The sequence below is a fragment of the Rahnella inusitata genome, assembly GCF_003263515.1.
Taxonomy (GTDB): domain Bacteria; phylum Pseudomonadota; class Gammaproteobacteria; order Enterobacterales; family Enterobacteriaceae; genus Rahnella; species Rahnella inusitata.
Genome location: NZ_JYDE01000031.1, coordinates 50,336 through 72,441 on the forward strand (window position 1 = coordinate 50,336; position 22,106 = coordinate 72,441).

Here is a 22,106-nt window from a genome sequence, read left to right on the forward strand (position 1 = left end):
CTGACTTATTCGACCGCCGTGCGGAAAAACCGCACGGCGTTGCGCAATTCGAGACTCTGTTCCGTCAGCGATTGCGCCGCCGCAGCGGCCTGTTCCACCAGCGCGGCGTTCTGCTGCGTCACCCTGTCCATCTGATCCACCGCAATCCCGACTTCATGAATGCCCGTGTGTTGCTCGGTGCTGGCGGTGGAAATCTCACTGACGATCCCTGCCACTTTATTCACTGAATTCACAATCTCGTTCATTGCCTGGCTGGCACGATCGGCCTGCTGCGACCCTTCGGCAATTTTTGTCACGGTGCCGTGGATCAGGTTTTTAATCTCCTTCGCCGCCTGCCCGCTTTTTTGCGCCAGCACGCGCACTTCGCTGGCGACCACCGCAAAGCCTTTGCCCTGAGTGCCCGCCCGCGCCGCTTCCACGGCGGCATTCAGCGCCAGAAGATTGGTCTGGAAGGCAATCCCTTCAATCACGCTGATGATATTGATGATTTCTTTCGAACTGCCGGAAACGTCACGCATGTGTGCCTGCATCCCGCTGACGATCGACCCGCCCTGCGATGCCGTCTCAGACGTCGCATGCGCCAGCTGGCTGGCTTCTCGCGCGTTATCTGCATTCTGGCTGACCGTCGTCGTCAGGTTCTGCATGTTGGCGCTGGTCTGCACCAGCGACGCCGCCTGCTCTTCGGTGCGCTGCGATAAATCGATGTTGCCCTGCGCAATCTCGCTGGCGGCATGATTGATCGACTCGCTGCCGCTCATAATCTGATGGATGGTCTGATTGAGCTGCTGATTCATGCTGCTCAGCGACGCCAGCAAACTGCTTGTATCGCCAGGGCGCAGGATAATGTCCGTCGCCAGATTCCCCGCCGCAATCTCCTGCATGATTGACGCCGCATATGCCGGTTCGCCGCCCAGTTGCCGGTTAAGATTTCGCGCCAGCAACAGCGCCATACCGAGAGACATCAGCAACGCCACAATCACCAGCACCAGAAAAAGCACGCTGGCGGCGTGATAATGACTGCGCGCCGAGGCAGCCGCCTGCTCGCTGTTGCTCACTTCGTCTTTGACCAGCCGGGCCAAATCGGCCATCAGCTGCGTGCGGTATTTACGTGAGTTGTCACCGCTGATTTGCGTGGCCTGCGCAATATCATTGCGCGCCATCGCTTCAATGACCTGATCGTTAGCCAGCGAAAACTGCTCAAAGTTAGCGACGATTTGCTTAAACAGCGCCGACTGACTGCCGCCGCTGTTCAGGTTGCGGTAAGCATTTTCAGCGGCTTTAAAGTTCTCTACCGCCTGCATGATTTCTACCCGATGGCCGTCGCGCGGCGCACCCTGCGGGGAGGCAATGTATTGCACCTGTTGCAGGCGCAGCTCGGCCAGCGTGCCGCGCATCACCAGCGGGTACTGCACGCCCGGCAAACGGTAAGCCCGGTAGTCTTCAATTTGCTGATTAATGTTCTTCAACTGCCAGGCGGAGGTAGCCGCCATTACCAGCATCAGGGAAAGTACGAGCGCAAACGCTCCCAGGAGACGGTTAAGAATAGAAAGCTTGGTCAATTTGTTCATCAGGACACAACAAGGTGAGTGACGGGAATCAGAGATAACGGCAGCGCGGAGGGGAACTTTATGGTGAAATGAAACAATATTTCATTTTGTTAAATTCAATTATTTATCCTGTAATCAGCCGGTTACTGGACGAATTCAGGATGTTACTTAACGTCAGTAAAGAGGGATGGCAATCGCATTTTCCGCTGTGCCCCCGAAAATAACCGGGAGCGCAGTTAAGCAAAAATAAAGCCTCAGCGCGGCTCGAAATCAGGCCATAACGGTTCTGTCGCTGCCATCAGGGAAGGTGTTCCGGTGGCGACCGCCATATGGCGATAATTTTCGTTTCCCGCGGTGCCGGTAAAGCGGACGACGGTTTGTAAACCGGCTTCCTGACACAGCACCGCGCCACCGGCAATATCCCACAGCGTGGTGCGCCGTTGCAGGTGACCGTCGATAATTCCTTTCGCGGCGAACACCATGCCGATGGTGGTGCAACGATAGCAATGCACCGACCACTCAGCCGCACGCAGGCCGCGATAAAACGCCGAGGCTTCATCCAGCTTGTCATCCGAACTGTCGCCCAGTGAGACAATTTGTACATCGCCGAAACGGTCATCACGGCGGAAAGGTTTGCCATTGTGGAAGATGCCTTTACCGGATTCTGCGGCCAATAACTCGTTCAGCACTGGCAGGGCCACCACGCCGATCACCGGCTTCTTGTTCTCCACCAGCCCCAAAGACACGCCCCACAGCGGCGAACCGCGCAGGAAATTCGACGTGCCGTCAATCGGGTCGATCACCCAACAGGCCGCATCCGTCAGCACGCCGCCCATCTCCTCGCCGATGACGGCATCCTGCGGGAAATGCTCAGCCAGCTGCGCACGGATAAACTGCTCTACCGCCACATCGGCCTCCGACACAAAATCCTGCGTGCGTTTACTGCTGACTTCGATGCTGTCACGGCGGTTAAAAAATCCCAACGCCAGTTCAGCGGCCTGAGCCGCAATATGGCTGGCTTTCGCCAGACGCGCCGACATCGTGGTATTGCTCATTATCAATCCTGATTTATAGTCTGAAGGGAAAGTCGCTCTCATAGAATGTACCTGATTTTATCTGGAGAGGATGAAGGCAGGATGACAAACGGCGTGATAATCATTTTCTGAAGGCTTGCCAAGACAGCCTAAAAACCTCTATATCTTTTTGCTTAACGTTTCTGATTCCCCCGGAGAATGCCATGCCCGATGCCGCCCATTTGCTGCCCTTTTTACTGATTTGCGTCGGGCTGGTGCTCACGCCCGGACCGAATATGATTTACCTGATCTCGCGTTCGCTGTGTCAGGGCCCGAAAGCAGGTCTTATCTCGCTCGGCGGCGTAGTGGTCGGTTTTTTGTTTTACATGGTGTTTTCAGCGCTGGGCATCACCGCATTGCTGATGGCAGTGCCGTTCGCCTATGATGCGCTGCGGATTTGTGGCGCGGCATACCTGCTGTATATGGCGTGGAATGCAGTAAAACCCGGCGGCCGCTCGCCGTTTCAGGTGAAAGATTTACCGCGAGACAGCAACAAAAAGCTGTTCACCATGGGGCTGGTGACCAATCTGCTGAACCCGAAAGCCGCAGTGTTGTACCTGTCGTTGCTGCCGCAATTTATTGTGCCGTCACAAGGGCATGTGCTGATGCAGTCACTGGTGCTGGGCGGTTCGCAAATCATGGTCAGCTTTACGTTTAATGCGCTGATCGCGGTTTCAGCGGGCTATATCGCGGCATTTCTGGCCGGGCGTCCTTTGTGGATGGTCATTCAGCGCTGGCTGATGGGCGCCGTGCTCGGCGGGCTGGCGGTGAAAATGCTTACCGAAGGCCGTAAGTAACCTGCTCTTTTGCGACAGTGCTGTTTCTAAAAGCGGCATTGTCGCCGGTCATATTCATCACGCCCTTAACGCTATATAATCCTCTGCATAACGAAACCAGAGGATTTCCCCGTGCGCGCTTTTTCATCCACTGTTCTACTCGGACTCGTTCTGAGCCTTGCTTCGCATTCCGCTCTCGCTTCCCGCCAGATAACCGACCAGTTGGGTCGTCAGGTCACCATCCCCGATCACGTCGATCGCGTGGTCGTGCTGCAACATCAGACCCTTAATTTGCTGGTGCAACTGGACGCCACGAAAGACATCGTCGGCGTGCTCAATAACTGGCAGCAGCAGCTCGGCAGCGGCTACGTGCGTCTCGCGCCGTCTCTGGTGAAAACGCCGGTGGTGGGCGACCTGACCAGCGTAAATCTGGAAAGCGTGGTGGCTTTGCATCCGCAGGTGGTGTTCGTTACCAACTATGCGCCGCAGGAAATGATCGACCAGATTAGCCAGACCGGCATCGCCGTGGTGGCGGTTTCATTGCGGGACGATCCGAAGGGCGAAGAACACAAAATGAACCCGGCGTTGCCGGATGAGGACAAAGCTTATACCGAAGGACTGAAGAAGGGCATTCAGTTGATTGGTGAGGTGGTGAACCGCCAGAAACAGGCGCAGGCATTGATCGACTATACTTTTTCACAGCGCCAGTTAACCGGCGAACGGCTGAAAGCCATTCCGGCTGACCAGCGCATCCGCACGTACATGGCCAATCCTGACCTGACCACCTACGGTTCCGGAAAATATACCGGGCTGATGATGGCGCGTGCGGGGGCGATGAACGTGGCCGCCGCGACGGTGAAAGGCTACAAACAGGTGTCGCTGGAACAGGTGATCGCCTGGGATCCACAGGTGATCTTCGTACAGGACAGGTATCCGGAAGTGGTCGGACAGATAGTCAGCGACCCAAACTGGCAAAGCATTGACGCGGTGAAAAACCATCGTGTGTACCTGATGCCTGAATACGCCAAGGCCTGGGGCTATCCAATGCCTGAAGCGATGGCGATCGGTGAATTGTGGATGGCGAAAAAACTCTATCCACAAAAATTCACCGACATCGACATGCAAAAGCAGGCGGATGCCTACTATCAGCGTTTCTACCGGACGGATTTCAAACCCGCCGCAGAAGCCCCGCACGCCGGGAAATAATCGTCTTCTCCGGCATCGCGCTTATTTTCAAGCAATGTGACAAGGAGATCTGATGACCAAAGCGATCAAAGTGCTCGCCGCAGGCAGCCTGCGACGGGCGTGGGCGCCCCTGTGTGAGGCGTTCCTGGCACAAACCGGCATCAAAGTGGTGACGGAATTTGGCCCCGCCGGGCTGCTGCGTGAGCGAATCGAAAAAGGGGAAAAAACGGATTTATTCGCCTCGGCTAACACCACGCATCCGCTGGCGTTGCAGCAGCACGGTAAAGCGCTGAGCGTGGAGACTTTCTGCGGCAACAGTCTGTGTGTGACGGCGCGTAAAGGGCCGGATCTGGAGAAGCTGAACTGGCTGAGCGTACTGCTGGATCCGCGCTTTCGCCTCGCGACATCGACGCCGCTGAGCGATCCGTCCGGCGATTACACCTGGAAGATGTTCGAGCAGATCGAACGCCGCCACCCGGATGCCGGTGCGATACTGCGCAATAAAGCCTTACGACTGGTGGGCGGTGAGAACTCGGCGAAAGTGCCGGAGGGGAAACTGGCGGCAGAATGGCTGATTTGCACCGGGCAGGCCGACGTGTTTATCGGCTACACCAGTTACGCCACCCTGCTGCGGGAAAACGATGAGCTGGAGGTCTTTAATATTCCTGCGGATTATAACGTGCGCGCCAGCTATGCGCTTGCCACCTGTACCGGGAAAGCGAAACCGCTGGCGGATTTCATCCTTTCAGAAACCGGGCAGCATATTTTGCAGAACGCCGGTTTTTGCGGGAAACATGCGGTGATGCCTGACTGAGCAACTCAGTCGAAATCTCTTTCCTTCATTGCCCGCTGACGATCGTAAAACTCATCTTCGGCGGCAATGATTTCATCGAGCAGTGAATCTACATCGGCTTTATGCGTATCTTCTGCGAACTCACCGGTCAGAATGGTTTGCGGCGTCAGTTTGCCATCTTCATACAATGCCCAGATTTCTTTCGCAAAACGCGTGGTCGCCAGCTGCGGTGCAAAGCGGCTGTAGTATTCGGTCATGTTATTCACATCGCGCTCAAACATGGATTCGGCATGGTTATTGGCTGCCGCATCCACTGCCTGCGGCAAGTCGATAATCACTGGCCCTTCGGCATCCATCAGCACGTTAAATTCTGATAAATCGCCGTGAACGATACCGGCGCACAACATACGCACGATGTTGCGGATCATCGTCTCGAAATCCGCGACGGCTTCCTCTTCTGTCAGGATCACATCGCTCAGACGCGGCGCAACGACACCATCGCCATCGGTGATGAGTTCCATCAGCAGCACGCCGTCGAGGCAGATATAGGGCTGCGGAACGCGCACGCCGGCATTTGCCAGACGAAACAGCGCATCGACTTCCGCCGTCTGCCAGGATTCTTCCTGCTGCTTACGGCCAAACTTCGAGCCTTTTTGCATCGCACGCGCGTTGCGGCTGTTACGGACTTTTCGGCCTTCCTGATACTGCACAGCCTGCTTAAAGCTGCGCTGCGTCGCTTCCTTATAAACCTTGGCGCAACGGATCTCTTCACCGCATAAAACAGTGTAAACGTCGGCTTCTTTGCCACTTTTCAGTCGACGGACCACATCGTCTATCAGGCCGTCATCCACCAGAGGTTGGATTCTATTTGGGATTTTCATGCAGCCTTGTACCTTATTTCAGCGCGTGAGGGAATGACCTGCGCAATATTCCCTGCATTACACACCAGACACGCCGTTCGCGTCATCCTCGTTATCGCTATAGACCGGTCAAAAGACAGACCCCCTAAACACCACTAGTTTAACGTAGTGACAGCATGGTGGATACTTTCTGCACGTATCTTCTCACTTTTACCTGCAAAAAAATGTCGTCCGCGCTTAGGCTTTCCTCATCGAGAGATTACGGTGTAATTTGACTTAAATGATGATTTATTATTCCATCACCGTTTAATTAAAATGTTTCCCCGTGTAAGTAAGAAATGCCAGTTATTTAATTTTTTAATAAAAATGAACTTTTCCAAATCTTTAAGCTTTTCGTGCTGTTGAGCTACCGTTTAATAAGCGCAAAAAACGGTATACGTTCCGTTTATCATGCCGGTGGTACTGTCGCAGGACTTTCCCGCTGCAGGTCTTAAAGATGAACAGCATTTTAATTACCGGAGCCACCGGTTTTGTCGGCGGCGCAGTTATCGAATATCTCTTACGCCAGAAACTTACGGCAAAAAACCAGATATTATTATTAGTCAGGGCCGACGATAATGCGACGGGACTCGCCAGAATTATCGATAATCTAAAAAAATTTGAATTAAGCGATGAAATACTTTCCGCACTCACCGAACAATCTATTTTGACCGGTGACCTTGCCGAGCCGGAGAGTTTTATTCACGATGCGCGTTTAGATAACGTCACCCATGTGATCAATTGCGCCGCGATTGCCTCGTTCGGCAATAATCCGGCAATGTGGCGGGTGAATGTCGAAGGCTCGCTGGTCTTCGCCAAACGCATGGCGCAGGTGAAAGGCTTGCAGCGTTTTGTCCACGTCGGCACGGCGATGGCCTCGATGCCGGACAAAGACAGCGTGTTCTACGAAGGAATGCCGGACAACGAGCACAACGAAGATCTGGTGCAGTACACCATTTCCAAACGCGCTATCGAGAATCTGGTACGTTCAGAATGCCCGACGTTGCCGTTTGTGGTCGCGCGTCCGTCTATTATCGTCGGTCACACCCAGTATGGCTGCCAGCCTTCCAGCAGCATTTTCTGGGTGTTCATGATGGCGATTAAACTCAAAAAATTCACCTGTAACCTCGATGATGAAGTCGATGTTATTCCTGTGGATTACTGCGCCATGGTGCTGGTGAAATTATGCCTGGCCGATGAACTCAGTCACAGCTTCTATCATATTTCCTCCGGCGAAGAAATGTGTACCCCTTTCCATGAAATTGATACGTCGGTGGCGCAAGCCAATAATACGCCACGCATTATTAGCGAGTATGAACAGATCAGTTATCAGGAATTCACGGGCATCCGGAAACAGTTTAAAGATGTACTTGGCCCGTGTAATGACAAGATTATTCTACGCGCCATTAAGCTTTACGGCGGTTTCGCACAATTAAATGTGAAATTTGATAATTCCCGACTGATGGATATGGGCATTCCCAAACCCGCGGCGTTTAAAAGTTATATTGATAAATGCGTCTACTCGACGCATGGCCAGACCATTCCCGAGCTTATGAGAGTTGATTTTAAATAAACCGATGCGTTTGTTTTAAAAATACAAAAAGTATAATGACGCAGCGCGATACCGTGCTGCGTCATTTTGTTATTTCTCCGGTTTTAGATCACCAGACACCCTTCATACCATGCCATTTCGGCCAAACAGCCGGTAACCCTCGCGCTGATTCAACCGGTCATAATAGGCCGAGACCGCAGGCAGCGCCGGGCGCGACATCGGCGTCATCGACCAGCGGTTAACGGAAAGCCCGACCGGGATATCCGCCAGCGAAAAATTATCGCCCAGCACGTAATCGCCGCTGCGCTGGAGTTGTTCTTCCAACATCTGCATATGGCGGTTCCATTCGCTGACACCCGCATCAATCAGCGCCTGATCGGTATGCTGCGGACTGTTGCGTGCCAGCGCCGGAAACGCATAGCGCCAGGAATTGTTCAGCTCGCCCGCTTGCCAGTCCATCCATTGTTCGGCCAGCGCACGGCGTTTCGGATCCGACGACAGTAAATCCTCCCGCCCTTCCCTCGCCGCCAGATAGCGGCAAATCACGTTGGATTCCCACAGCACAAACTCGTCGTCGAGCAGCACAGGCACCATGGCGTTCGGATTCAGCGCCTTAAATTCCGGCGTCTGAGTGGACTGAAAACCCGAACCAAATTGCGCCTGTTCAACGTCCAGTCCCAGCTCGTGACAGGTCCACAACACCTTGCGCACATTGATCGACGTCGATTTACCCAGAATCTTCAGCATGATTTCCCCTGCAAAATGGAACAACCAGAATGACTGGCGAGGTTACGTGCGGCGCAGAAAAATCCGCGTCGCCGAGCCGTGATAAGTGGTGTCGGTTTCTGCGACAAATCCGCACTTCTCCGCCAGCCGGATTGACGCCTGATGCTGCGGGTCAATAATGCAGCATAGCTGACGATCGAGATGTGTATCGGCCCATTCCAGCACCGCCTGCGCAGCTTCGAAAGCGTAACCCTTTCCGTGAAAGGCAGGCGCAATCACCCAGCCCATTTCCGCCATGCCGTCGAGCGAGGGGGTGATTTCACGCTGGTAATCCGCCAGCCCAATCTCACCGGCAAACGCACCTTCCGCGCCGTTGTTTTTTTCGTACAGGATCCAGTAACCAAAACCGAGCATCTGCCAGTGGCCGGGATAACGCAGCAAGCGACTCCAGCTGGCTTCGCGGCTCGACGGCGTTCCACCGATATATTTCACTACGGCGGGATCGGCCCACTGCGCAGCAATCGCTTCAAAATCTTCTGCACGATGACCGCGTAAAATCAGGCGTTCGGTTTCAATAACGGGGGCTTGGGTAGGCATGATTTTCCCTGAGATTTTTTCTGATAATGTGGACAACCGTTAAATTAGCACCGGAACCGAGCGGACGGGAAGAGAGCAAAAGAGAAGGGGAAGTATTTCAGACGATAATGCCGCTGCGCAGCGCGGTCGGCGTCATCCCGCGTACGGATTTAAAGCGGTTGCTGAAGTGGCTGGTGGAGCTGAACCCGCATTCCAGCGCGATAGCAGTGATCTCCATATCCGTGGTTTTCAGCAGCTGTTCCGCGCGGATCAAACGGGCATTCATCACGTACTGATGTGGCGCCATGCCCATACTTTGTTTGAACATGCGCGCAAAATGGAATTCGCTGAGCCCGGCCAGCAGTGCAAGTTCAGGCAGCATCAGGGGTTGTGCAAGATGGGCATGAATATAGTCTTTCACGCGATTAAGAATATGCGGAGCCAGCCCGCCGCGCACCGTCGGCAGTGCCCATTGCAGATGGGTATAGTTTTTTACCAGATGCGCCATTAGCAGATTTGCTGCGCTGCTGAGCATCAGCTGATTGCTGTTTTCCTGCCACTGACTGCTGAGTAAAAAGTGGCGATACAGCAGGGTAATCTGCGGATCTTCCTCGAACGTGCGTTCTTCCATCTGAATAGCCGCAGGGCTGCGATCCCAGGTTTGCTCCACCAGATGCCGCAGATGCTCGTCGGAGCAATACAGATGCACGAACGACAAATCATCACGCACATCCCAGCTGGACATGCTGTTTTTGGGCATGATGCAGAACCGGTCCGGCCCGCCACCGTTGCGCCAGCCGCCGCGGGTTTTGTGATAGCACTCGTAACCGTCAGCGACGTACAGGCTCAGCGTATGGTGATCCGGGCTTTCCTGCGTCACGGTGTCATTTTTATTCGACCAGGCCGCCAGCTGGATGCCGGACCCCAGCTCCACACTGTCGTGCAGAACCGCTTTGTGCTTACGCAGCGTGTCGAAAGCCTGATAAACCTTAGTCATGGCATGCACCGGTAGAAGAAAGAAGACGCCCAGTTTACGGGTTATGGCGGCATCAGAGCCAGATTTTGCTGCTGCTGTGCACGAAAAAATGCGCAAGAATCTGCAACTCACCGCAAGCCGTTGAACGCCAACGCCGCCGCTTTCCCGCACACTTCACTCAGGCCAATATTTTTAATGAGAGAAGTCCATGAATGCACTGCTTTATATCTCGGTGATTATTATCTGGGGCACGACCTGGTTTGCGATTTACCTGCAACAGGGCGATGTGCCTGTGACGGTGTCGATTTTTTACCGCTTCCTGCTGGCGGCGGTGATCATGCTGGTGGCGCTGCTGGCCGCACGTCGCCTGCGTCGTCTGGCGCTCAAAGACCACCTGTTCTGCATGGTGCAGGGCTGCTGCGTCTTCGCCTTTAACTTTTACTGCTTCTATCACGCGGCGGCTTACATCACCAGCGGGCTGGAATCGGTGATTTTTTCGATGGCGGTGCTGTTTAACGCCTTCAACGGTATGCTGTTTTTCCGTCAAAAGCTGGCACCTGCGGTAATCCCGGCGTCCCTTCTCGGGCTGGCGGGGATCGTCACGCTGTTCTGGCATGACCTGAGCGCTGCCCACATCGCACCGGAACTGCTAAAAGGCATCGGCCTCAGCCTGCTCGGCACTTACGGTTTCTCGCTGGGTAATATGATCAGCGCCCGCCATCAGCGCCGCGGTCTGGACGTGCTCTCGACCAACACTTACGCAATGTTCTACGGCACCGGGGTGATGGGCGTACTGAGCCTGTTTCAGGGCGCTTCGTTTGCCATCGATATGACCCCGCAGTACCTCGGTTCGCTGGTCTACCTTTCGGTATTCGGATCGGTACTCGCCTTCGGCATTTACTTCACGCTGGTAGGCCGCATCGGTGCCAGTCAGGCCGCCTACAGCACCCTGCTCTTCCCGCTGGTCGCCCTGACGGTTTCCACCTTCTACGAAGGCTATCAATGGCACACCAACGCCGTCGTCGGACTGGCGCTCATTCTGCTCGGTAATCTGGTGATGTTCTGCCGCCCGAGCTGGCTGGAAGTCTTCAGACGGAAAGTGGCGGTGGTGAGAAGTTAGCGGTCTTTTTGCAGCCTAAAGATTGCCCTTGGCAGGCAATCTTTAGGCTCCGTTCAAAAAGGCCACAGCTTCTCCTACGGTAAAAATTGTCCACCCCGGCAATTTAACGGGTACAAGATTAATAGCTATTTTCTCTGCGGCCCACGCAGCGTCCAGAGTTATGACCGTATTTCGCTCATCGTTGACCTGATGGCAAAGTTGAGGCAAAGAGTATCTTTGAGTTTCTAACATTTGAAGATCACCATGAAGTGAAGTGTCCGTTAGGGAATAAATATCTTTCCAACTTTTGGCAGTGAGAAGCTTTTGTTGGTTTGTGCTGGGATTGGAGTACTTCATGTATATGGTCAGGCGTTACGGTCACTGGCGAAGCGATACCATTGTTCTTAGATGACGGCAGTAATCTATCTAAAATATTAAAAGCTAATGCACCCACCATTCCGACAATACTCGTAATAAACGCTGTTTTTAGGCCGCCAAGTAAAACAGGAATACTGTGTTCTATATTGGTTGTATCGAAATGCAGAAGCCCGATGACAACCCCTACGAAGGTTCCGAGGATCCCAAGCGCAGTCATCAAAGTAGGGGCATATTCCAGGAAATGTGATGATTCACCTTTTTTTCTGGCATATAAAGCACCTAAAAACACCGCGATAACAGCCCAAATAAAACAATCAGTGATCGTTGTCGAGTTCATTGTACTCAGCAAAGATTCCAGCACTTTTGATAGCATCATGATCCCTTTGAAACCTATACAGAAGCGAAGGTTTATACCTTAGCTTGTACAAATTATTACGATGGAGTCTGAAAACTGTTGTTGTCAGAAAAAGGAAACATAAAATACCAAAAAATAAATGATAAAGGCATGATAAATATCATTCTTCATCACTTATTAATTTTATTGTAAATTGCATTATTTCACTTAAGTGGATGCTTAGTTTTCATCTATTTAAAAAATAACTTTAAGAGAAAGAAAAAACATAAAGAAATAATTCGTACAAAATTCAACTCGACACATCTCTTCCTATCATGCATACCTGAAAGGCCGCATCCAGCGAGATGCGCGCCCTGCAAATAAAAATGAGGATACGAAGATGCCATTTGTTCGAATTGATATGGTTGAAGGAAAACCCGAAACCTACCGTAAAACTGTGGGCGATACCATTTACGAAGCATTGCGTACCCAGATGAACGTGCCTGAGAACGATCGGTTTATTGTCATAGCCGAACACTCTCCGGAAGAAATGATGATTTCTCCGGATTATCTGGATATCCAGCGCAGCCCTAACTGCATCGTCATTCAGATAACACTTAACACCGGCCGCACGGTGGAAATGAAGAAAGCCTTCTACCACGCCGTGGCCTATGGCCTGCATGAAAGAGTCGGTCTGCGTCTGGAAGATGTCTTCATCAGTCTGGTGGAAGTGCCGAAAGAAAACTGGTCCTTCGGCAACGGTGAAGCGCAGTACGCGTGATTTAAGCAGAGTAAAGCCGCTTCAGGCCAACAGTGTTTCCCTGCCGGTGACGCCAGCCCATCGTGTAGATGTGCGTGGTAGCGACAACACAGGGTGAACCGAGGTTGTTCACCCGCACTTCGTCCGGCGCGCCACGCAGGCTGGTGCTTATCGGCATACAAACCCCCTCAAACAATCCCCCCGTTCGCCTTCAGCGTTTGCCCGTTAATCCACGCACCGTCGGGGCCTGCGAGGAAAGCGACGACGGAGGCGATGTCTTGCGGCTGGCCGAGGCGTTCGAGCGGCGCGATTTTGGTGATGTTTTCAATCAGTTGCCCGGATTTACCGTTGAGGAATAAATCCGTTGCCGTCGGACCGGGCGCTACCGTGTTCACGGTAATATTGCGGCCACGCATTTCTTTAGTCAGGACACGGCTCAGCGCTTCCACTGCGGCTTTCGTCGCGGCGTAGACGCCATACGTCGGCTGATATAATCCCACCACGCTTGAGGAGAAATTGATGATGCGGCCACCGTCGTGCAGATTTTTCGCCGCTTCACGCAGGGTGTTGAAAGTGCCTTTCAGGTTGATATCAATCAGCCGGTCAAACGCGGCGTCATCGGTGTCGGCAATGGCGGAGAGCATCATGATCCCGGCATTATTCACCAGCACGTCAACGCCGCCGAACGCCTGTTCTGCGCTGGCAAACATCCGGCGGACAGCGGCTGCATCGCTGACATCAGCCTGTGCGCTGACCGCTTTTCCGCCCGCTTGTTCGATCTTACTTACCACCGCATCGGCCTCAGCTGCGCCGCGTGCATAGTTCACGATCACCGTAAAGCCGTCCTGCGCCAGACGCTCAGCAATCGCCGCGCCAATACCGCGTGATGCGCCGGTCACCAGCGCCACTTTGTGTTGAGTCGAAGAAGTCATGGAATATTTCCTTAAGGCTAATTGTCGGTCAGTGAACAAAGCATAGCGGATTGACGCTGCCGGATAATTCCCTGATATTCGATATCACTATCCGGAAAAGGCGAACAATCATCATGGATAAACTCGACAGCATGCGGCTGTTTACCCGCGTGGTGGAACTGCGCAGTTTCACGCAGGCCGCCGAGAATCTGAGCCTCAAACGCTCAACGGTTACGGATGCTATAAAGCAGCTGGAGGCACGGCTGAATGTCCGCCTGCTGCAACGCACGACGCGCCACGTCAGTCCGACGCTGGATGGTGAAGCCTATTATCAGCGCTGCCTGCGCATTCTGGCCGACGTGGAAGATGCTGAAATGGCCTTCGCGGGTGCGCAACCTAAAGGGCTGCTGCGGGTAGATGCGCACGGGACGCTGGCACGACATTTCTTGTTGCCGGGTCTGCCGCATTTTCTGGCGCAGTATCCTGATATCGAGTTTTACCTCAGCGAAGGTGACCGGCTGGTGGATTTGGTGCGCGAAGGCATTGACTGCGTGATCCGCGCCGGAGAGCTGAAAGACAGCGATATGGTAGCCCGCCCGCTGGGGACGCTGGCTGAAATCACCTGCGCCAGCCCGGAGTATCTGCAACGTTTCGGTACACCCGATACGCCAGACGATCTCAGTACTCACCGGATGATTGGCTACCGCTCAAGCGCGACCGGCGGCCTGTTACCGCTGGTATTTCGACACCAGGGAAAACCACGCGAAGTGATGCTGCCGACCAGCCTGTCAGTCAGCGGCGCAGAAAGCATGAAAGAAGCCGCACGGCGCGGGATGGGGATCATTCAGGTGCCGCAGTACGGCCTGGCAGAGGATCTGGCTCAGGGAAAACTGGTGCAAATTCTGGAGAATTTCCCGGTGGGTTCAATGCCGGTTTCCCTGCTTTATCCGCGCAACCGCCAGCTTTCGCCCCGTGTAAGGGTGTTTATCGACTGGATGGTGAAAGAGTTTGCGCGACGTAATGTGCTGCTGGCGGGATAGACCGTTCGGGGGTATTCAGAGTAAGTTAGAAAACACACGTTTTGGAGAATCGCTGATGACAACACCTGCTGTACTGCTGCATATCGGCAGCGAAGAAACGCTGATTACTGTCAGAAATACCGATGGCGAGGACAAAACTCTGCCGCTGACGCTCGGCTCGCAGCTGACCTCCGTCGGCTATTTTCGTCACTCTCCGCCAACCCCGGATGAAATGGAAACGGCTATCATGGTGGTCGAAGATGAGATCAGCCGCATTCGTCATGACATTCCGCAAGGCGCGCATCTGTTCAGTAGCGACAACGATATCCGCGCGCTCGCCCGGATTGCCGGCGTGGCGGAAAATGAAGTCATGACGCTGTCCGTCGAGGCCGTCGAGCGCACGTTTGACCGGCTGGCACTGGTGATTAACGGCCGACCTGCGCACTTTGAAGGGTTACCCGACGGCAATGATTTCGCCGCCACTTTGCTGATTTTGCGCGAGTTTATGCATCATCTGCAATTTGCAGACATTGTTCTGAAAGGCGCGAAGTTTGAGATGGTATGAGGAAGATTGACAGCCTCTCGCGAGACTGCCTGGAACGCGATCAGAACGTCGCTGAACTTTTTTGAAGCTGATTAGGATCAGACTCCAGCAACACCAGACCGCTCAGGTCCGGCAACGTGTGCTTAGTCAGATAATCCTGGAATGACATCCGCGATTTATCATTTTCCCATGCTGATTGCAGCTTACCGAGCAGATCAGTGGTTTTCGACGTTTCCACCGGCGTGGTGGTGTCTGACTCCAGCCATCCCTTCACATATTTTTGGATACGCGTGGACGTGCTGGCGCTCTGGTCCACCGATGCACTTACCAGGGCGCCCTTCTGATACTGAATATTAGTGGTGCTCTCGGCTTTATCATCAATCTGATAATACAGGTAATTTTGCGAGTTTCGGTCAGTCGTCAGGTTGAGCTGTAAACCCGTCGTCAGCGATTTGTGGTAGCTGGCGACCAGATGTGACTGCTGCTTCTGCGAGATGTTGCGATCCTGCGAGCTGGTCCCGTTGATGTTGCTCGATTGCGAGACCTGATAGGAGAAGGTGTCCACTTCATCAGGGCGCATTGGGTTGGTTTTATCCCCCGGCGTCTGCGAGATTGACGCCGTGAAATCCGCCAGCCCGGAAACCATGTTTTTATCAGTCTTCGTCAGTGAGAAATAGACAGGCTCTTTGCCACTGCTTTGGTGCGTCGTCGACGTCTCACCGTAATGACTGTTCAGCGCCGTGAAGGCATCTTTGAACATCGTCATCAGAGAATCATTGGCGTTGCCGCGCACTCCCGCGCTGTCAAACTGTTTCAGATACTGATTCAGCGCCTGCGTCTGCTGACTTTCGCTGCCCAGAAGTGCGCGCTTACTCATGTCCACGCTGATATCCACCGTGCCGTCGATCCCGGTGGATTTCACCGAGCGGGTACTGGCATCGGCGTGGAAATCCAGCGTCTGCGTATTTTCCGTACCCAGACTGGCGTGCAGATCGACAGACGTCAGCACCGAGGTATCAAAGGTCGTCAGGCCACTCAGATCCAGCTTTGGCGGTTGCGCCGTCAGGCCATCAATCGCTTTTTGAAAACCGTCCGCCATCTTCGCCAGTGCCTGCCGGTCGGCATCACTCAGCGTGCCTTTGCTGACGTTGACCTGTACGCCAAGGCCATCAGTATCACTGCCGAGCGTGATATCCACCAGTGCGCCGCTGGCGGTTTTGATGCTCAGGCTGATCTGATTATCGGCTTTGGTGTGCAGTTGCGATTGTCTGGAAACGGTCGCCAGCGAGGTGGCGGAATCCGCCTGCGAAGAAGCTGTCTGTCTGATCACCGACTGCGAATAATTTCCGCCGTTGTGTGCAAAGCGTTCCATCAGCGCCGAGCCAAGACCGGCAAAACGCGCCGCATTCCCGGAGGCACTGAAGTTACCTGCAAGTTTGGAAGAAAGAAGATCGCCAGATGCACTTTCCCAGGCCAAAGCGGGCCGGGTGATGGTGTAAACCGGCGTACTGGTTGTCGCCTGACCGAGGGTAACAGCTGTCGACTGCGTGGTAGCAGCCTGCTGTTGCGCCGCAGCGGAAGACACCGTCGCCGTTGTTTTTATTGCGGTTACCAGCGGCGTAACCGACTGATTTCCTGCCAGAGCATTGATTGTCATGCCGATAAGTCCCTATGTTTTTGCGCATAACGCCAGTGGATATCATGATCCTACTGATGCTATTTTCGGCAAAAACGCAGAGAACTTTACGGTTGATTAAAGGGGAATGCCCAGGACATTCCCCTTCAGATCACAAAAACGGAGAGATTATTCCAGCGGCCCGCCCAAAATGGTTTCGCACATACCGGAAAGAATGCGCTCGCCGGTTTCCTGTTTCAGATCTTCGTACCATTGCTCGGTCACCGCCATTTCTTTGCCATGGGTGACGTCGCAGCGCTTGCGCGCTTTCAGCACTAAATCCTTGACGCGGTAAGCGCGTTTTTCCTGATAGCGCAACAGCGCATCTTCAATTCCTAACGAATTGGTTTGCAGCACATTGGCCAGCACGACGGCATCCTCCATCGCCGCGCAGCCGCCCTGCCCGATGTCCGGCGTGGTGCTGTGGCCGGAATCGCCGAGCAGCGCAATACGCCCTTTCACCAGTTGCATAAACGGATCGATGTCGTGGATTTCGACGCGGTTAGTGGTTTCCGGGTTAATCATGCCGATCAGTTTCTGCACCGGCTCCGCCCATCCGGCGAAATAGCGCAGTAAATCCTCGCGCACCGTGGCGCGATCTTCCGCTAAACCTTTCGGCAGCGGCACATCGAAGAAGAAGTAGAAACGGTTACCGCTCACCGGCATCAGGGAAACGCGTTTGCCTTCGCCGACGAACGTCGTCCACTGATCGGCGGGCGCGATGCTTTCGTCGATATCCACCAGCCCGTTCCAGTTAACGTAACCGGCGTAACGGCGCTCAGTGGCGTAACCCAGCACGTGCTGGCGGATCACTGAATGGGTACCGTCGGCGGCAATCAGCAGATCGCCGGTAGCGGATGTACCGTCGTCAAACCAGGCGGTGACGCTGTCAGCGGACTCTTCGACGTGCGTCACGCGCTTGCCGAACTGCACCTCGTCGCGACCATAGGTATCGAGCAACATCGACTGCAGTTCGGCGCGTGCCACCGGATACGGCTGTTCGCCGACGCTCTGAATCAGCGGATCCATACTGAATCGCGTCATGGTCTGGCCTTGCTGATATTCTTTGTATGCCATGAAGCGCATCTGTCCGCCGAGCGCACGCAGCGCGTCCTTCATGCCGAGATAATTCAAGCATTTCACGCCGTTTGGCCAGATGGAAATCGCCGCGCCGACCGGTTTGATCTCTTTCACCGCCTCGTATACAGCGGTCTCAATACCAAAACGCTTCAGCGCAATCGCCGCACACGTACCGCCAATACCGCCACCAATCACGATCGCTTTCATGTTTTTCTCCTTGAAGTCTCACAAGGAAAAAGCAATTTCTGTACCACAACCGCGATTTGCCACGAATGGCTTGTATACAATCTTAAGCGAAATCGTCAGAGACGAAATAAGCAGGAATTGCACTAAAACGAGGCGCTGTTGTGGATCAGGAGTGAAGCATGAGGGCGGCAATCGCGTGGTAATGCGTCAGTCTGGTGCGTGACGGCGAAGGTTGATACTCTCCGATGTATTCAGATTTCCAATACCACAACCAGAAGTAGTGATGAAATGAATCGCTATCCGATGTTTAGCCCGCAGCAGTTACTCAGTTTCGTGGCCGTCTCCGAGACCGGCAGCTTTACCCGCGCCGCCGATCGCGTCTATTTATCACAATCGACGGTCAGCCAGCAGATTCGCAGGCTGGAAGAGGCGCTCGGCAAACCGTTACTGGAACGCACATCGCATCAGGTCCAGCTCACCGAAGAGGGCGAACGGCTGCTCGGCTATGCCCGCCGGATCATCGCACTCAACGGCGAAGCGCACGACGCTCTGAGCGATCAGTGGCGCGACGGCGTAGTGCGTCTCGGCGTGCCCGAAGATTTTGCCGCCGCGACGACTTCGCTGCTGGCGCAGTTTTGCCGCGAACATCCACATATTCGTCTCGACGTCACCAGCGGCCTGAGCCATGAGCTGCGCCGCGCCTGGCAACAAGACATGCTGGATATCATTCTGGTGAAGCAGCTGACCGGCGATAAAGCCAACGCCTCGCGCCCCGAGCCGATGCTGTGGCTCGACAGCGCCGAGTTTCCGGCATTTGAGCGCGACCCGGTGCCGCTGGTGTTGTTTCCACTCAATGCGCTGTATCGCGACGAGTTGTGTCAGGCGCTGGATGCTATCGGGCGCAGCTGGCGGATCAGCTACAGCAGCGCCAGCCTTGCCGCGCTGGTCGCGGCGAGCGCCGCCGGATTAGGCGTTACGTTGCTGCCCGCCCGTTGCCGCCTGCCGGAGCACAGAGTTCTGGGCGCAGAGAGCGGTTTACCGCCGATCGATAACGTCGAACTGGCACTGTTTTACCGCCCCGATGCCACGCCTGCGCAAATCGCACTGGCCGGAAAACTGCGTGCATTTTGTCAGCTCAGCTAGCCATTGCATTTGCCACTGGCTGGCAGTGGCAAATATCGCAGCCGGAACCGGCGTAATCTTTTAGGGTGAAGGGAAAAGCAACATCCTCTGAGCATCGTGATTAAGGAATTCGACGTGCAAAATCCTCAGCAACAAAGCCGCAGAAACTTTCTCTCTCATAGCGCCAAAATCACCGCGACCAGCGCGTTACTGGCCACTGGCATGGCCTCGGCATCGACGGTCAGCGCAGGCAATAAATCTGAAAAATGCGAGGACACTGGCCAGATCACCGTAATTTCCGCGCCCCACTACCAATTGCGCAATGTCCGGCTGGAGGAAGGCTTCGAGCGTGAAGGCGATATGATCATCGGCACCCAAACCGGGCTATATAATCTGGAAATCAATAACGGCAAGATCGTCGCCATTCAGCCCGCGAACGGCGCACCGGCCAGCACGTTACCGGCTTTTGACGCCAAAGGGCTGCTTCTGCTCCCCGCCACGCGCGATATGCATATTCACCTCGATAAGACGTTTTACGGCGGAAAATGGGAAGCGCCACGCCCGCGCAAAGGCAAAACCATCATGGATATGATTGCCCGCGAGCAGGTGCTGATCCCCAAACTGCTGCCGACGTCGGTCGAACATGCCGAAGCAATCATTGGCCTGTTGCAATCCAAAGGCACGACCGTGGCGCGCAGTCACTGCAATATCGATCCGGTCAGCGGCCTGAAAAGCCTCGAGCATCTGAAAATTGCGCTGGAAAAACATCAGCAGGATTTCAGCTGTGAGATCGTCGCGTTTCCGCAGCACGGTTTGCTGCATTCGAAAGTCGATGGCCTGATGCGCGAAGCGATGCAAATGGGCGTGCAGTACGTCGGCGGGCTGGATCCAACCAACGTCGACGGCGCGATGGAAAAGTCGCTGGACGCAATGTTCCAGATTGCACTGGATACCCAAAAAGGCGTGGATATTCATTTGCATGAAACTACGCCCGCCGGGATCGCGGCGGTAAAATACATGATTCATACCGTGGAGAAAAATCCGCAACTGAAAGGCAAGGTAACGCTCAGCCACGGTTTCGCGCTGGCCATGATGCAGGGCACGGAACTTGAAGAAGTGATCGCGGGGCTTTCCGAGCAGCAGTTCACTGTCGCCTCCACCATTCCACTCGGCAAACTGAATATGCCGCTGCCGCAGCTAAGCCAGAACGGCGTCTTCGTCATGACCGGCACCGACAGCGTGATCGACCACTGGTCACCGTTTGGCACTGGCAGCATGCTGGAAAAAGCCAGCCTTTATGCCCAGTTGTATGGTAACTCCGACGAATTCGGCCTCACGCGCTCCCTCGCCATCGCCACCGGCAACGTCCTGCCGCTTGACGATGCCGGTAAACGGCAGTGGCCGGCCGTCAACGACAGCGCCGAAATGATCCTGGTCGACGCCAGTTGCTCGGCAGAAGCCGTGGCGCGGGTGTCTGAAGTGAAAGCGACGTTCCATCAGGGAAGACTGGTGTTTGGAGCGGTGGGGAAGGTTTGAGGCTCTGAATATTTATACATAAAACAACAAACATGATGGGAAAAATTAACATTTTCCCATCATGTTATTAAAAAACATTGACCCGTTTTCAATGACTGAGATGGAAATGACCGGATCTAATTAACAATATACTGAATAGAACGTAAATATTTTAGACCCGTCTTTTTTCATTGGAAATTTTAGATCATGATCGCAAAAAACACATTATCACGACTCATTCTCATAAAGTGACAAATATGATTATTTTCTAGTGGGCATATATGATTCTATAATAAAAGTTGTGTACTTACCTGGATAATACACATTTAAAAGAAAACTAATGAAAATACTCATTCCCTTACTTTTTTTATTAACGTAAGCAAAAGAAAACTCACCATAATTGGGGTCAAAAAGTCGTATCCTACCATCATTAAATCTCATGCTTATCGCGTGACCACTTTGGCCGCTGCACATAGCAATCATATAACAAATTGAGGGGTCAATATTATCGAAAACTCCAGCCCCACCATTTTCATACATAGCACTGGCGGGTAGAGTTGCTGCATTTAAATAAATCACATGATGAGCCTTTAAAATATCTTCTCGTATGTCAGACTTTTTAATCCCGTTAGCAGAACGCACCTTTGGAGATATCCACTGGAGGTTGGTCAAGCCACGTATTAAATTTTTACCACTTGCGCTTGCGACATATGATTGAAAGTTACTCCAACTTTTCCCTGAAATCATATAGGCAGCAACTAAGCCTTCGCAGACGCCGGCACCATTTCCATAAGCAATCACTTTCCCATGTTCATCATATTGATTCCCGGTCCAGGAACCCTGGCGTTTCGTAGGGTCTTCATCTGACCAATGATTACGTGTTATATAGTCATCCTGCTTAAAAAAATGATAATCACCATTAAGCGCAAGAAGGGCTATAAGTATATCACTCTGCATATCGAATTCCTTTTATATATAATTTCCATTTTACCAAGTGCGAGAATACATTCACGGCATATATATGAGTGCAGGCAATCATTAATAGTTCGCGTCAGTAACCCACAAGTTATTAACTATATACCCATTTATTAGGTAATGTTATAGAAAAATAAGACGTAACAAGTTATTTTATTACGTTATTGTTTTATATGAAAAAAGAGTGGTTAGTTAATGTACATATAAAAACAGACGAGATTTAAAAATAGTCAAAAATATATTTATTGCTAATGACTGATTTTAAAATATATAAATAGTTTATATTTTAATGGCAGCATATTTGTCACATAAAATTAAAAGCCTCGTATTCGCGAGGCTCTTACTGAATAATATTTAACCATATAAAATGGCGCTTAGAACGGGATATTGTCGTCGAAATCCATT

Annotated in this window: 22 protein-coding genes; 10 read left to right on the forward strand and 12 right to left on the reverse strand. The window is 53.1% G+C overall.

The features are described 5' to 3' along the window. Nucleotides 1-5: 5 nt before the first annotated feature. Together TU92_RS17215 and TU92_RS17220 are read right to left on the reverse strand one after the other, a co-directional pair. Nucleotides 6-1,568 carry a methyl-accepting chemotaxis protein gene (locus tag TU92_RS17215; protein ID WP_112168413.1) on the reverse strand — a complete coding sequence of 521 codons (1,563 nt, stop codon included), beginning with the start codon at nucleotides 1,566-1,568 and terminating at the stop codon, nucleotides 6-8. Between the two features lie 233 nt (nucleotides 1,569-1,801). Beyond that, complete coding sequence (locus TU92_RS17220; RefSeq protein WP_112168414.1) at nucleotides 1,802-2,602, reverse strand: inositol monophosphatase family protein; 801 nt, start codon at nucleotides 2,600-2,602, stop codon at nucleotides 1,802-1,804. A gap of 182 nt (nucleotides 2,603-2,784) precedes the next feature. On the opposite strand from TU92_RS17220, the gene TU92_RS17225 reads away from it, so the two are divergent. The 3 genes from TU92_RS17225 to modA all read left to right on the forward strand — a co-directional run bounded on the left by TU92_RS17225 (nucleotide 2,785) and on the right by modA (nucleotide 5,395). Further along, nucleotides 2,785-3,417 (forward strand): LysE family translocator, encoded by a 633-nt coding sequence (locus TU92_RS17225; RefSeq protein ID WP_112168415.1) that lies wholly within the window; start codon nucleotides 2,785-2,787, stop codon nucleotides 3,415-3,417. Between the two features lie 111 nt (nucleotides 3,418-3,528). Continuing rightward, complete coding sequence (locus tag TU92_RS17230; RefSeq protein ID WP_112168416.1) at nucleotides 3,529-4,602, forward strand: ABC transporter substrate-binding protein; 1,074 nt, start codon at nucleotides 3,529-3,531, stop codon at nucleotides 4,600-4,602. Between the two features lie 52 nt (nucleotides 4,603-4,654). Continuing rightward, complete coding sequence (gene modA / locus TU92_RS17235) at nucleotides 4,655-5,395, forward strand: molybdate ABC transporter substrate-binding protein (protein ID WP_112168417.1); 741 nt, start codon at nucleotides 4,655-4,657, stop codon at nucleotides 5,393-5,395. A gap of 5 nt (nucleotides 5,396-5,400) precedes the next feature. Here modA and TU92_RS17240 read toward each other — a convergent pair whose 3' ends face one another. Next, nucleotides 5,401-6,255 carry a PA4780 family RIO1-like protein kinase gene (locus TU92_RS17240; RefSeq protein ID WP_112168418.1) on the reverse strand — a complete coding sequence of 285 codons (855 nt, stop codon included), beginning with the start codon at nucleotides 6,253-6,255 and terminating at the stop codon, nucleotides 5,401-5,403. Nucleotides 6,256-6,730: 475 nt separating this feature from the next. Between TU92_RS17240 and TU92_RS17245 the strand changes: the two genes are divergently transcribed. Continuing rightward, on the forward strand, nucleotides 6,731-7,846 hold the full coding sequence (locus TU92_RS17245) for an SDR family oxidoreductase (RefSeq protein ID WP_112168419.1): 1,116 nt from the start codon (nucleotides 6,731-6,733) through the stop codon (nucleotides 7,844-7,846). 102 nt (nucleotides 7,847-7,948) lie between these two features. Here TU92_RS17245 and TU92_RS17250 read toward each other — a convergent pair whose 3' ends face one another. The 3 genes from TU92_RS17250 to TU92_RS17260 form a co-directional block, all read right to left on the reverse strand. After that, nucleotides 7,949-8,572: a glutathione S-transferase family protein gene (locus TU92_RS17250; protein WP_112168420.1), complete on the reverse strand. Its 624-nt coding sequence runs from the start codon at nucleotides 8,570-8,572 to the stop codon at nucleotides 7,949-7,951. A 42-nt stretch (nucleotides 8,573-8,614) separates the two neighbouring features. Beyond that, nucleotides 8,615-9,148, reverse strand: a complete 534-nt coding sequence (locus TU92_RS17255) for a GNAT family N-acetyltransferase (RefSeq protein WP_112168421.1) — start codon at nucleotides 9,146-9,148, stop codon at nucleotides 8,615-8,617. A 97-nt stretch (nucleotides 9,149-9,245) separates the two neighbouring features. Next, nucleotides 9,246-10,124, reverse strand: a complete 879-nt coding sequence (locus TU92_RS17260; protein WP_112168422.1) for a helix-turn-helix domain-containing protein — start codon at nucleotides 10,122-10,124, stop codon at nucleotides 9,246-9,248. A gap of 187 nt (nucleotides 10,125-10,311) precedes the next feature. Between TU92_RS17260 and TU92_RS17265 the strand changes: the two genes are divergently transcribed. Further along, on the forward strand, nucleotides 10,312-11,223 hold the full coding sequence (locus TU92_RS17265; protein WP_112168423.1) for a DMT family transporter: 912 nt from the start codon (nucleotides 10,312-10,314) through the stop codon (nucleotides 11,221-11,223). A gap of 238 nt (nucleotides 11,224-11,461) precedes the next feature. On the opposite strand, the gene TU92_RS17275 is transcribed toward TU92_RS17265, so the two are convergent. After that, the gene (locus tag TU92_RS17275; protein ID WP_167457513.1) at nucleotides 11,462-11,953 is read right to left on the reverse strand and encodes a MotA/TolQ/ExbB proton channel family protein; all 492 of its coding nucleotides are present in this window, start codon (nucleotides 11,951-11,953) and stop codon (nucleotides 11,462-11,464) included. Between the two features lie 361 nt (nucleotides 11,954-12,314). Here TU92_RS17275 and TU92_RS17280 point away from each other — a divergent pair, with 361 nt between their 5' ends. Continuing rightward, nucleotides 12,315-12,695 (forward strand): tautomerase family protein, encoded by a 381-nt coding sequence (locus TU92_RS17280; RefSeq protein WP_112168426.1) that lies wholly within the window; start codon nucleotides 12,315-12,317, stop codon nucleotides 12,693-12,695. A gap of 1 nt (nucleotide 12,696) precedes the next feature. On the opposite strand, the gene TU92_RS22320 is transcribed toward TU92_RS17280, so the two are convergent. Together TU92_RS22320 and TU92_RS17285 are read right to left on the reverse strand one after the other, a co-directional pair. Beyond that, entirely contained in the window at nucleotides 12,697-12,852 is a 156-nt protein-coding gene (locus TU92_RS22320) for a hypothetical protein (RefSeq protein WP_167457512.1), read from the reverse strand. A gap of 10 nt (nucleotides 12,853-12,862) precedes the next feature. Further along, nucleotides 12,863-13,606 (reverse strand): SDR family oxidoreductase, encoded by a 744-nt coding sequence (locus TU92_RS17285; protein WP_112168427.1) that lies wholly within the window; start codon nucleotides 13,604-13,606, stop codon nucleotides 12,863-12,865. Between the two features lie 113 nt (nucleotides 13,607-13,719). Between TU92_RS17285 and TU92_RS17290 the strand changes: the two genes are divergently transcribed. Together TU92_RS17290 and TU92_RS17295 are read left to right on the forward strand one after the other, a co-directional pair. Further along, nucleotides 13,720-14,625: a LysR family transcriptional regulator gene (locus TU92_RS17290; RefSeq protein WP_112168428.1), complete on the forward strand. Its 906-nt coding sequence runs from the start codon at nucleotides 13,720-13,722 to the stop codon at nucleotides 14,623-14,625. A gap of 55 nt (nucleotides 14,626-14,680) precedes the next feature. Continuing rightward, nucleotides 14,681-15,169, forward strand: a complete 489-nt coding sequence (locus TU92_RS17295) for a hypothetical protein (protein WP_112168429.1) — start codon at nucleotides 14,681-14,683, stop codon at nucleotides 15,167-15,169. A gap of 40 nt (nucleotides 15,170-15,209) precedes the next feature. Here the strand turns inward: TU92_RS17295 and TU92_RS17300 are convergent, their stop codons facing one another. Continuing rightward, the gene (locus TU92_RS17300; protein WP_112168430.1) at nucleotides 15,210-16,805 is read right to left on the reverse strand and encodes a hypothetical protein; all 1,596 of its coding nucleotides are present in this window, start codon (nucleotides 16,803-16,805) and stop codon (nucleotides 15,210-15,212) included. Between the two features lie 147 nt (nucleotides 16,806-16,952). Next, nucleotides 16,953-18,110, reverse strand: a complete 1,158-nt coding sequence (hpxO, locus tag TU92_RS17305; RefSeq protein ID WP_112168431.1) for an FAD-dependent urate hydroxylase HpxO — start codon at nucleotides 18,108-18,110, stop codon at nucleotides 16,953-16,955. Nucleotides 18,111-18,377: 267 nt separating this feature from the next. Between hpxO and TU92_RS17310 the strand changes: the two genes are divergently transcribed. After that, nucleotides 18,378-19,232, forward strand: a complete 855-nt coding sequence (locus TU92_RS17310; RefSeq protein WP_112168432.1) for a LysR family transcriptional regulator — start codon at nucleotides 18,378-18,380, stop codon at nucleotides 19,230-19,232. A 114-nt stretch (nucleotides 19,233-19,346) separates the two neighbouring features. Continuing rightward, nucleotides 19,347-20,747 (forward strand): amidohydrolase family protein, encoded by a 1,401-nt coding sequence (locus tag TU92_RS17315; RefSeq protein WP_208640475.1) that lies wholly within the window; start codon nucleotides 19,347-19,349, stop codon nucleotides 20,745-20,747. A 240-nt stretch (nucleotides 20,748-20,987) separates the two neighbouring features. On the opposite strand, the gene TU92_RS17320 is transcribed toward TU92_RS17315, so the two are convergent. Beyond that, the gene (locus TU92_RS17320; RefSeq protein ID WP_112168434.1) at nucleotides 20,988-21,683 is read right to left on the reverse strand and encodes a YopT-type cysteine protease domain-containing protein; all 696 of its coding nucleotides are present in this window, start codon (nucleotides 21,681-21,683) and stop codon (nucleotides 20,988-20,990) included. Between the last annotated feature and the right edge of the window lie 423 nt (nucleotides 21,684-22,106).

Excerpts from the sequence above, each read along its gene's own strand:
- TU92_RS17310 (WP_112168432.1), top strand. The coding sequence starts at position 18,378 with ATGAATCGCTATCCGATGTTTAGCCCGCAGCAGTTACTCAGTTTCGTG.
- TU92_RS17290 (WP_112168428.1), top strand. The coding sequence starts at position 13,720 with ATGGATAAACTCGACAGCATGCGGCTGTTTACCCGCGTGGTGGAACTG.
- TU92_RS17295 (WP_112168429.1), top strand. The coding sequence starts at position 14,681 with ATGACAACACCTGCTGTACTGCTGCATATCGGCAGCGAAGAAACGCTG.
- TU92_RS17285 (WP_112168427.1), bottom strand. The coding sequence starts at position 13,606 with ATGACTTCTTCGACTCAACACAAAGTGGCGCTGGTGACCGGCGCATCA.
- TU92_RS17260 (WP_112168422.1), bottom strand. The coding sequence starts at position 10,124 with ATGACTAAGGTTTATCAGGCTTTCGACACGCTGCGTAAGCACAAAGCG.
- TU92_RS17240 (WP_112168418.1), bottom strand. The coding sequence starts at position 6,255 with ATGAAAATCCCAAATAGAATCCAACCTCTGGTGGATGACGGCCTGATA.
- TU92_RS17220 (WP_112168414.1), bottom strand. The coding sequence starts at position 2,602 with ATGAGCAATACCACGATGTCGGCGCGTCTGGCGAAAGCCAGCCATATT.
- TU92_RS17215 (WP_112168413.1), bottom strand. The coding sequence starts at position 1,568 with ATGAACAAATTGACCAAGCTTTCTATTCTTAACCGTCTCCTGGGAGCG.
- TU92_RS17250 (WP_112168420.1), bottom strand. The coding sequence starts at position 8,572 with ATGCTGAAGATTCTGGGTAAATCGACGTCGATCAATGTGCGCAAGGTG.
- TU92_RS17225 (WP_112168415.1), top strand. The coding sequence starts at position 2,785 with ATGCCCGATGCCGCCCATTTGCTGCCCTTTTTACTGATTTGCGTCGGG.
- modA (WP_112168417.1), top strand. The coding sequence starts at position 4,655 with ATGACCAAAGCGATCAAAGTGCTCGCCGCAGGCAGCCTGCGACGGGCG.
- TU92_RS17275 (WP_167457513.1), bottom strand. The coding sequence starts at position 11,953 with ATGCTATCAAAAGTGCTGGAATCTTTGCTGAGTACAATGAACTCGACA.
- hpxO (WP_112168431.1), bottom strand. The coding sequence starts at position 18,110 with ATGAAAGCGATCGTGATTGGTGGCGGTATTGGCGGTACGTGTGCGGCG.
- TU92_RS17300 (WP_112168430.1), bottom strand. The coding sequence starts at position 16,805 with ATGACAATCAATGCTCTGGCAGGAAATCAGTCGGTTACGCCGCTGGTA.
- TU92_RS17255 (WP_112168421.1), bottom strand. The coding sequence starts at position 9,148 with ATGCCTACCCAAGCCCCCGTTATTGAAACCGAACGCCTGATTTTACGC.
- TU92_RS17265 (WP_112168423.1), top strand. The coding sequence starts at position 10,312 with ATGAATGCACTGCTTTATATCTCGGTGATTATTATCTGGGGCACGACC.
- TU92_RS17320 (WP_112168434.1), bottom strand. The coding sequence starts at position 21,683 with ATGCAGAGTGATATACTTATAGCCCTTCTTGCGCTTAATGGTGATTAT.
- TU92_RS17280 (WP_112168426.1), top strand. The coding sequence starts at position 12,315 with ATGCCATTTGTTCGAATTGATATGGTTGAAGGAAAACCCGAAACCTAC.
- TU92_RS22320 (WP_167457512.1), bottom strand. The coding sequence starts at position 12,852 with ATGCCGATAAGCACCAGCCTGCGTGGCGCGCCGGACGAAGTGCGGGTG.
- TU92_RS17245 (WP_112168419.1), top strand. The coding sequence starts at position 6,731 with ATGAACAGCATTTTAATTACCGGAGCCACCGGTTTTGTCGGCGGCGCA.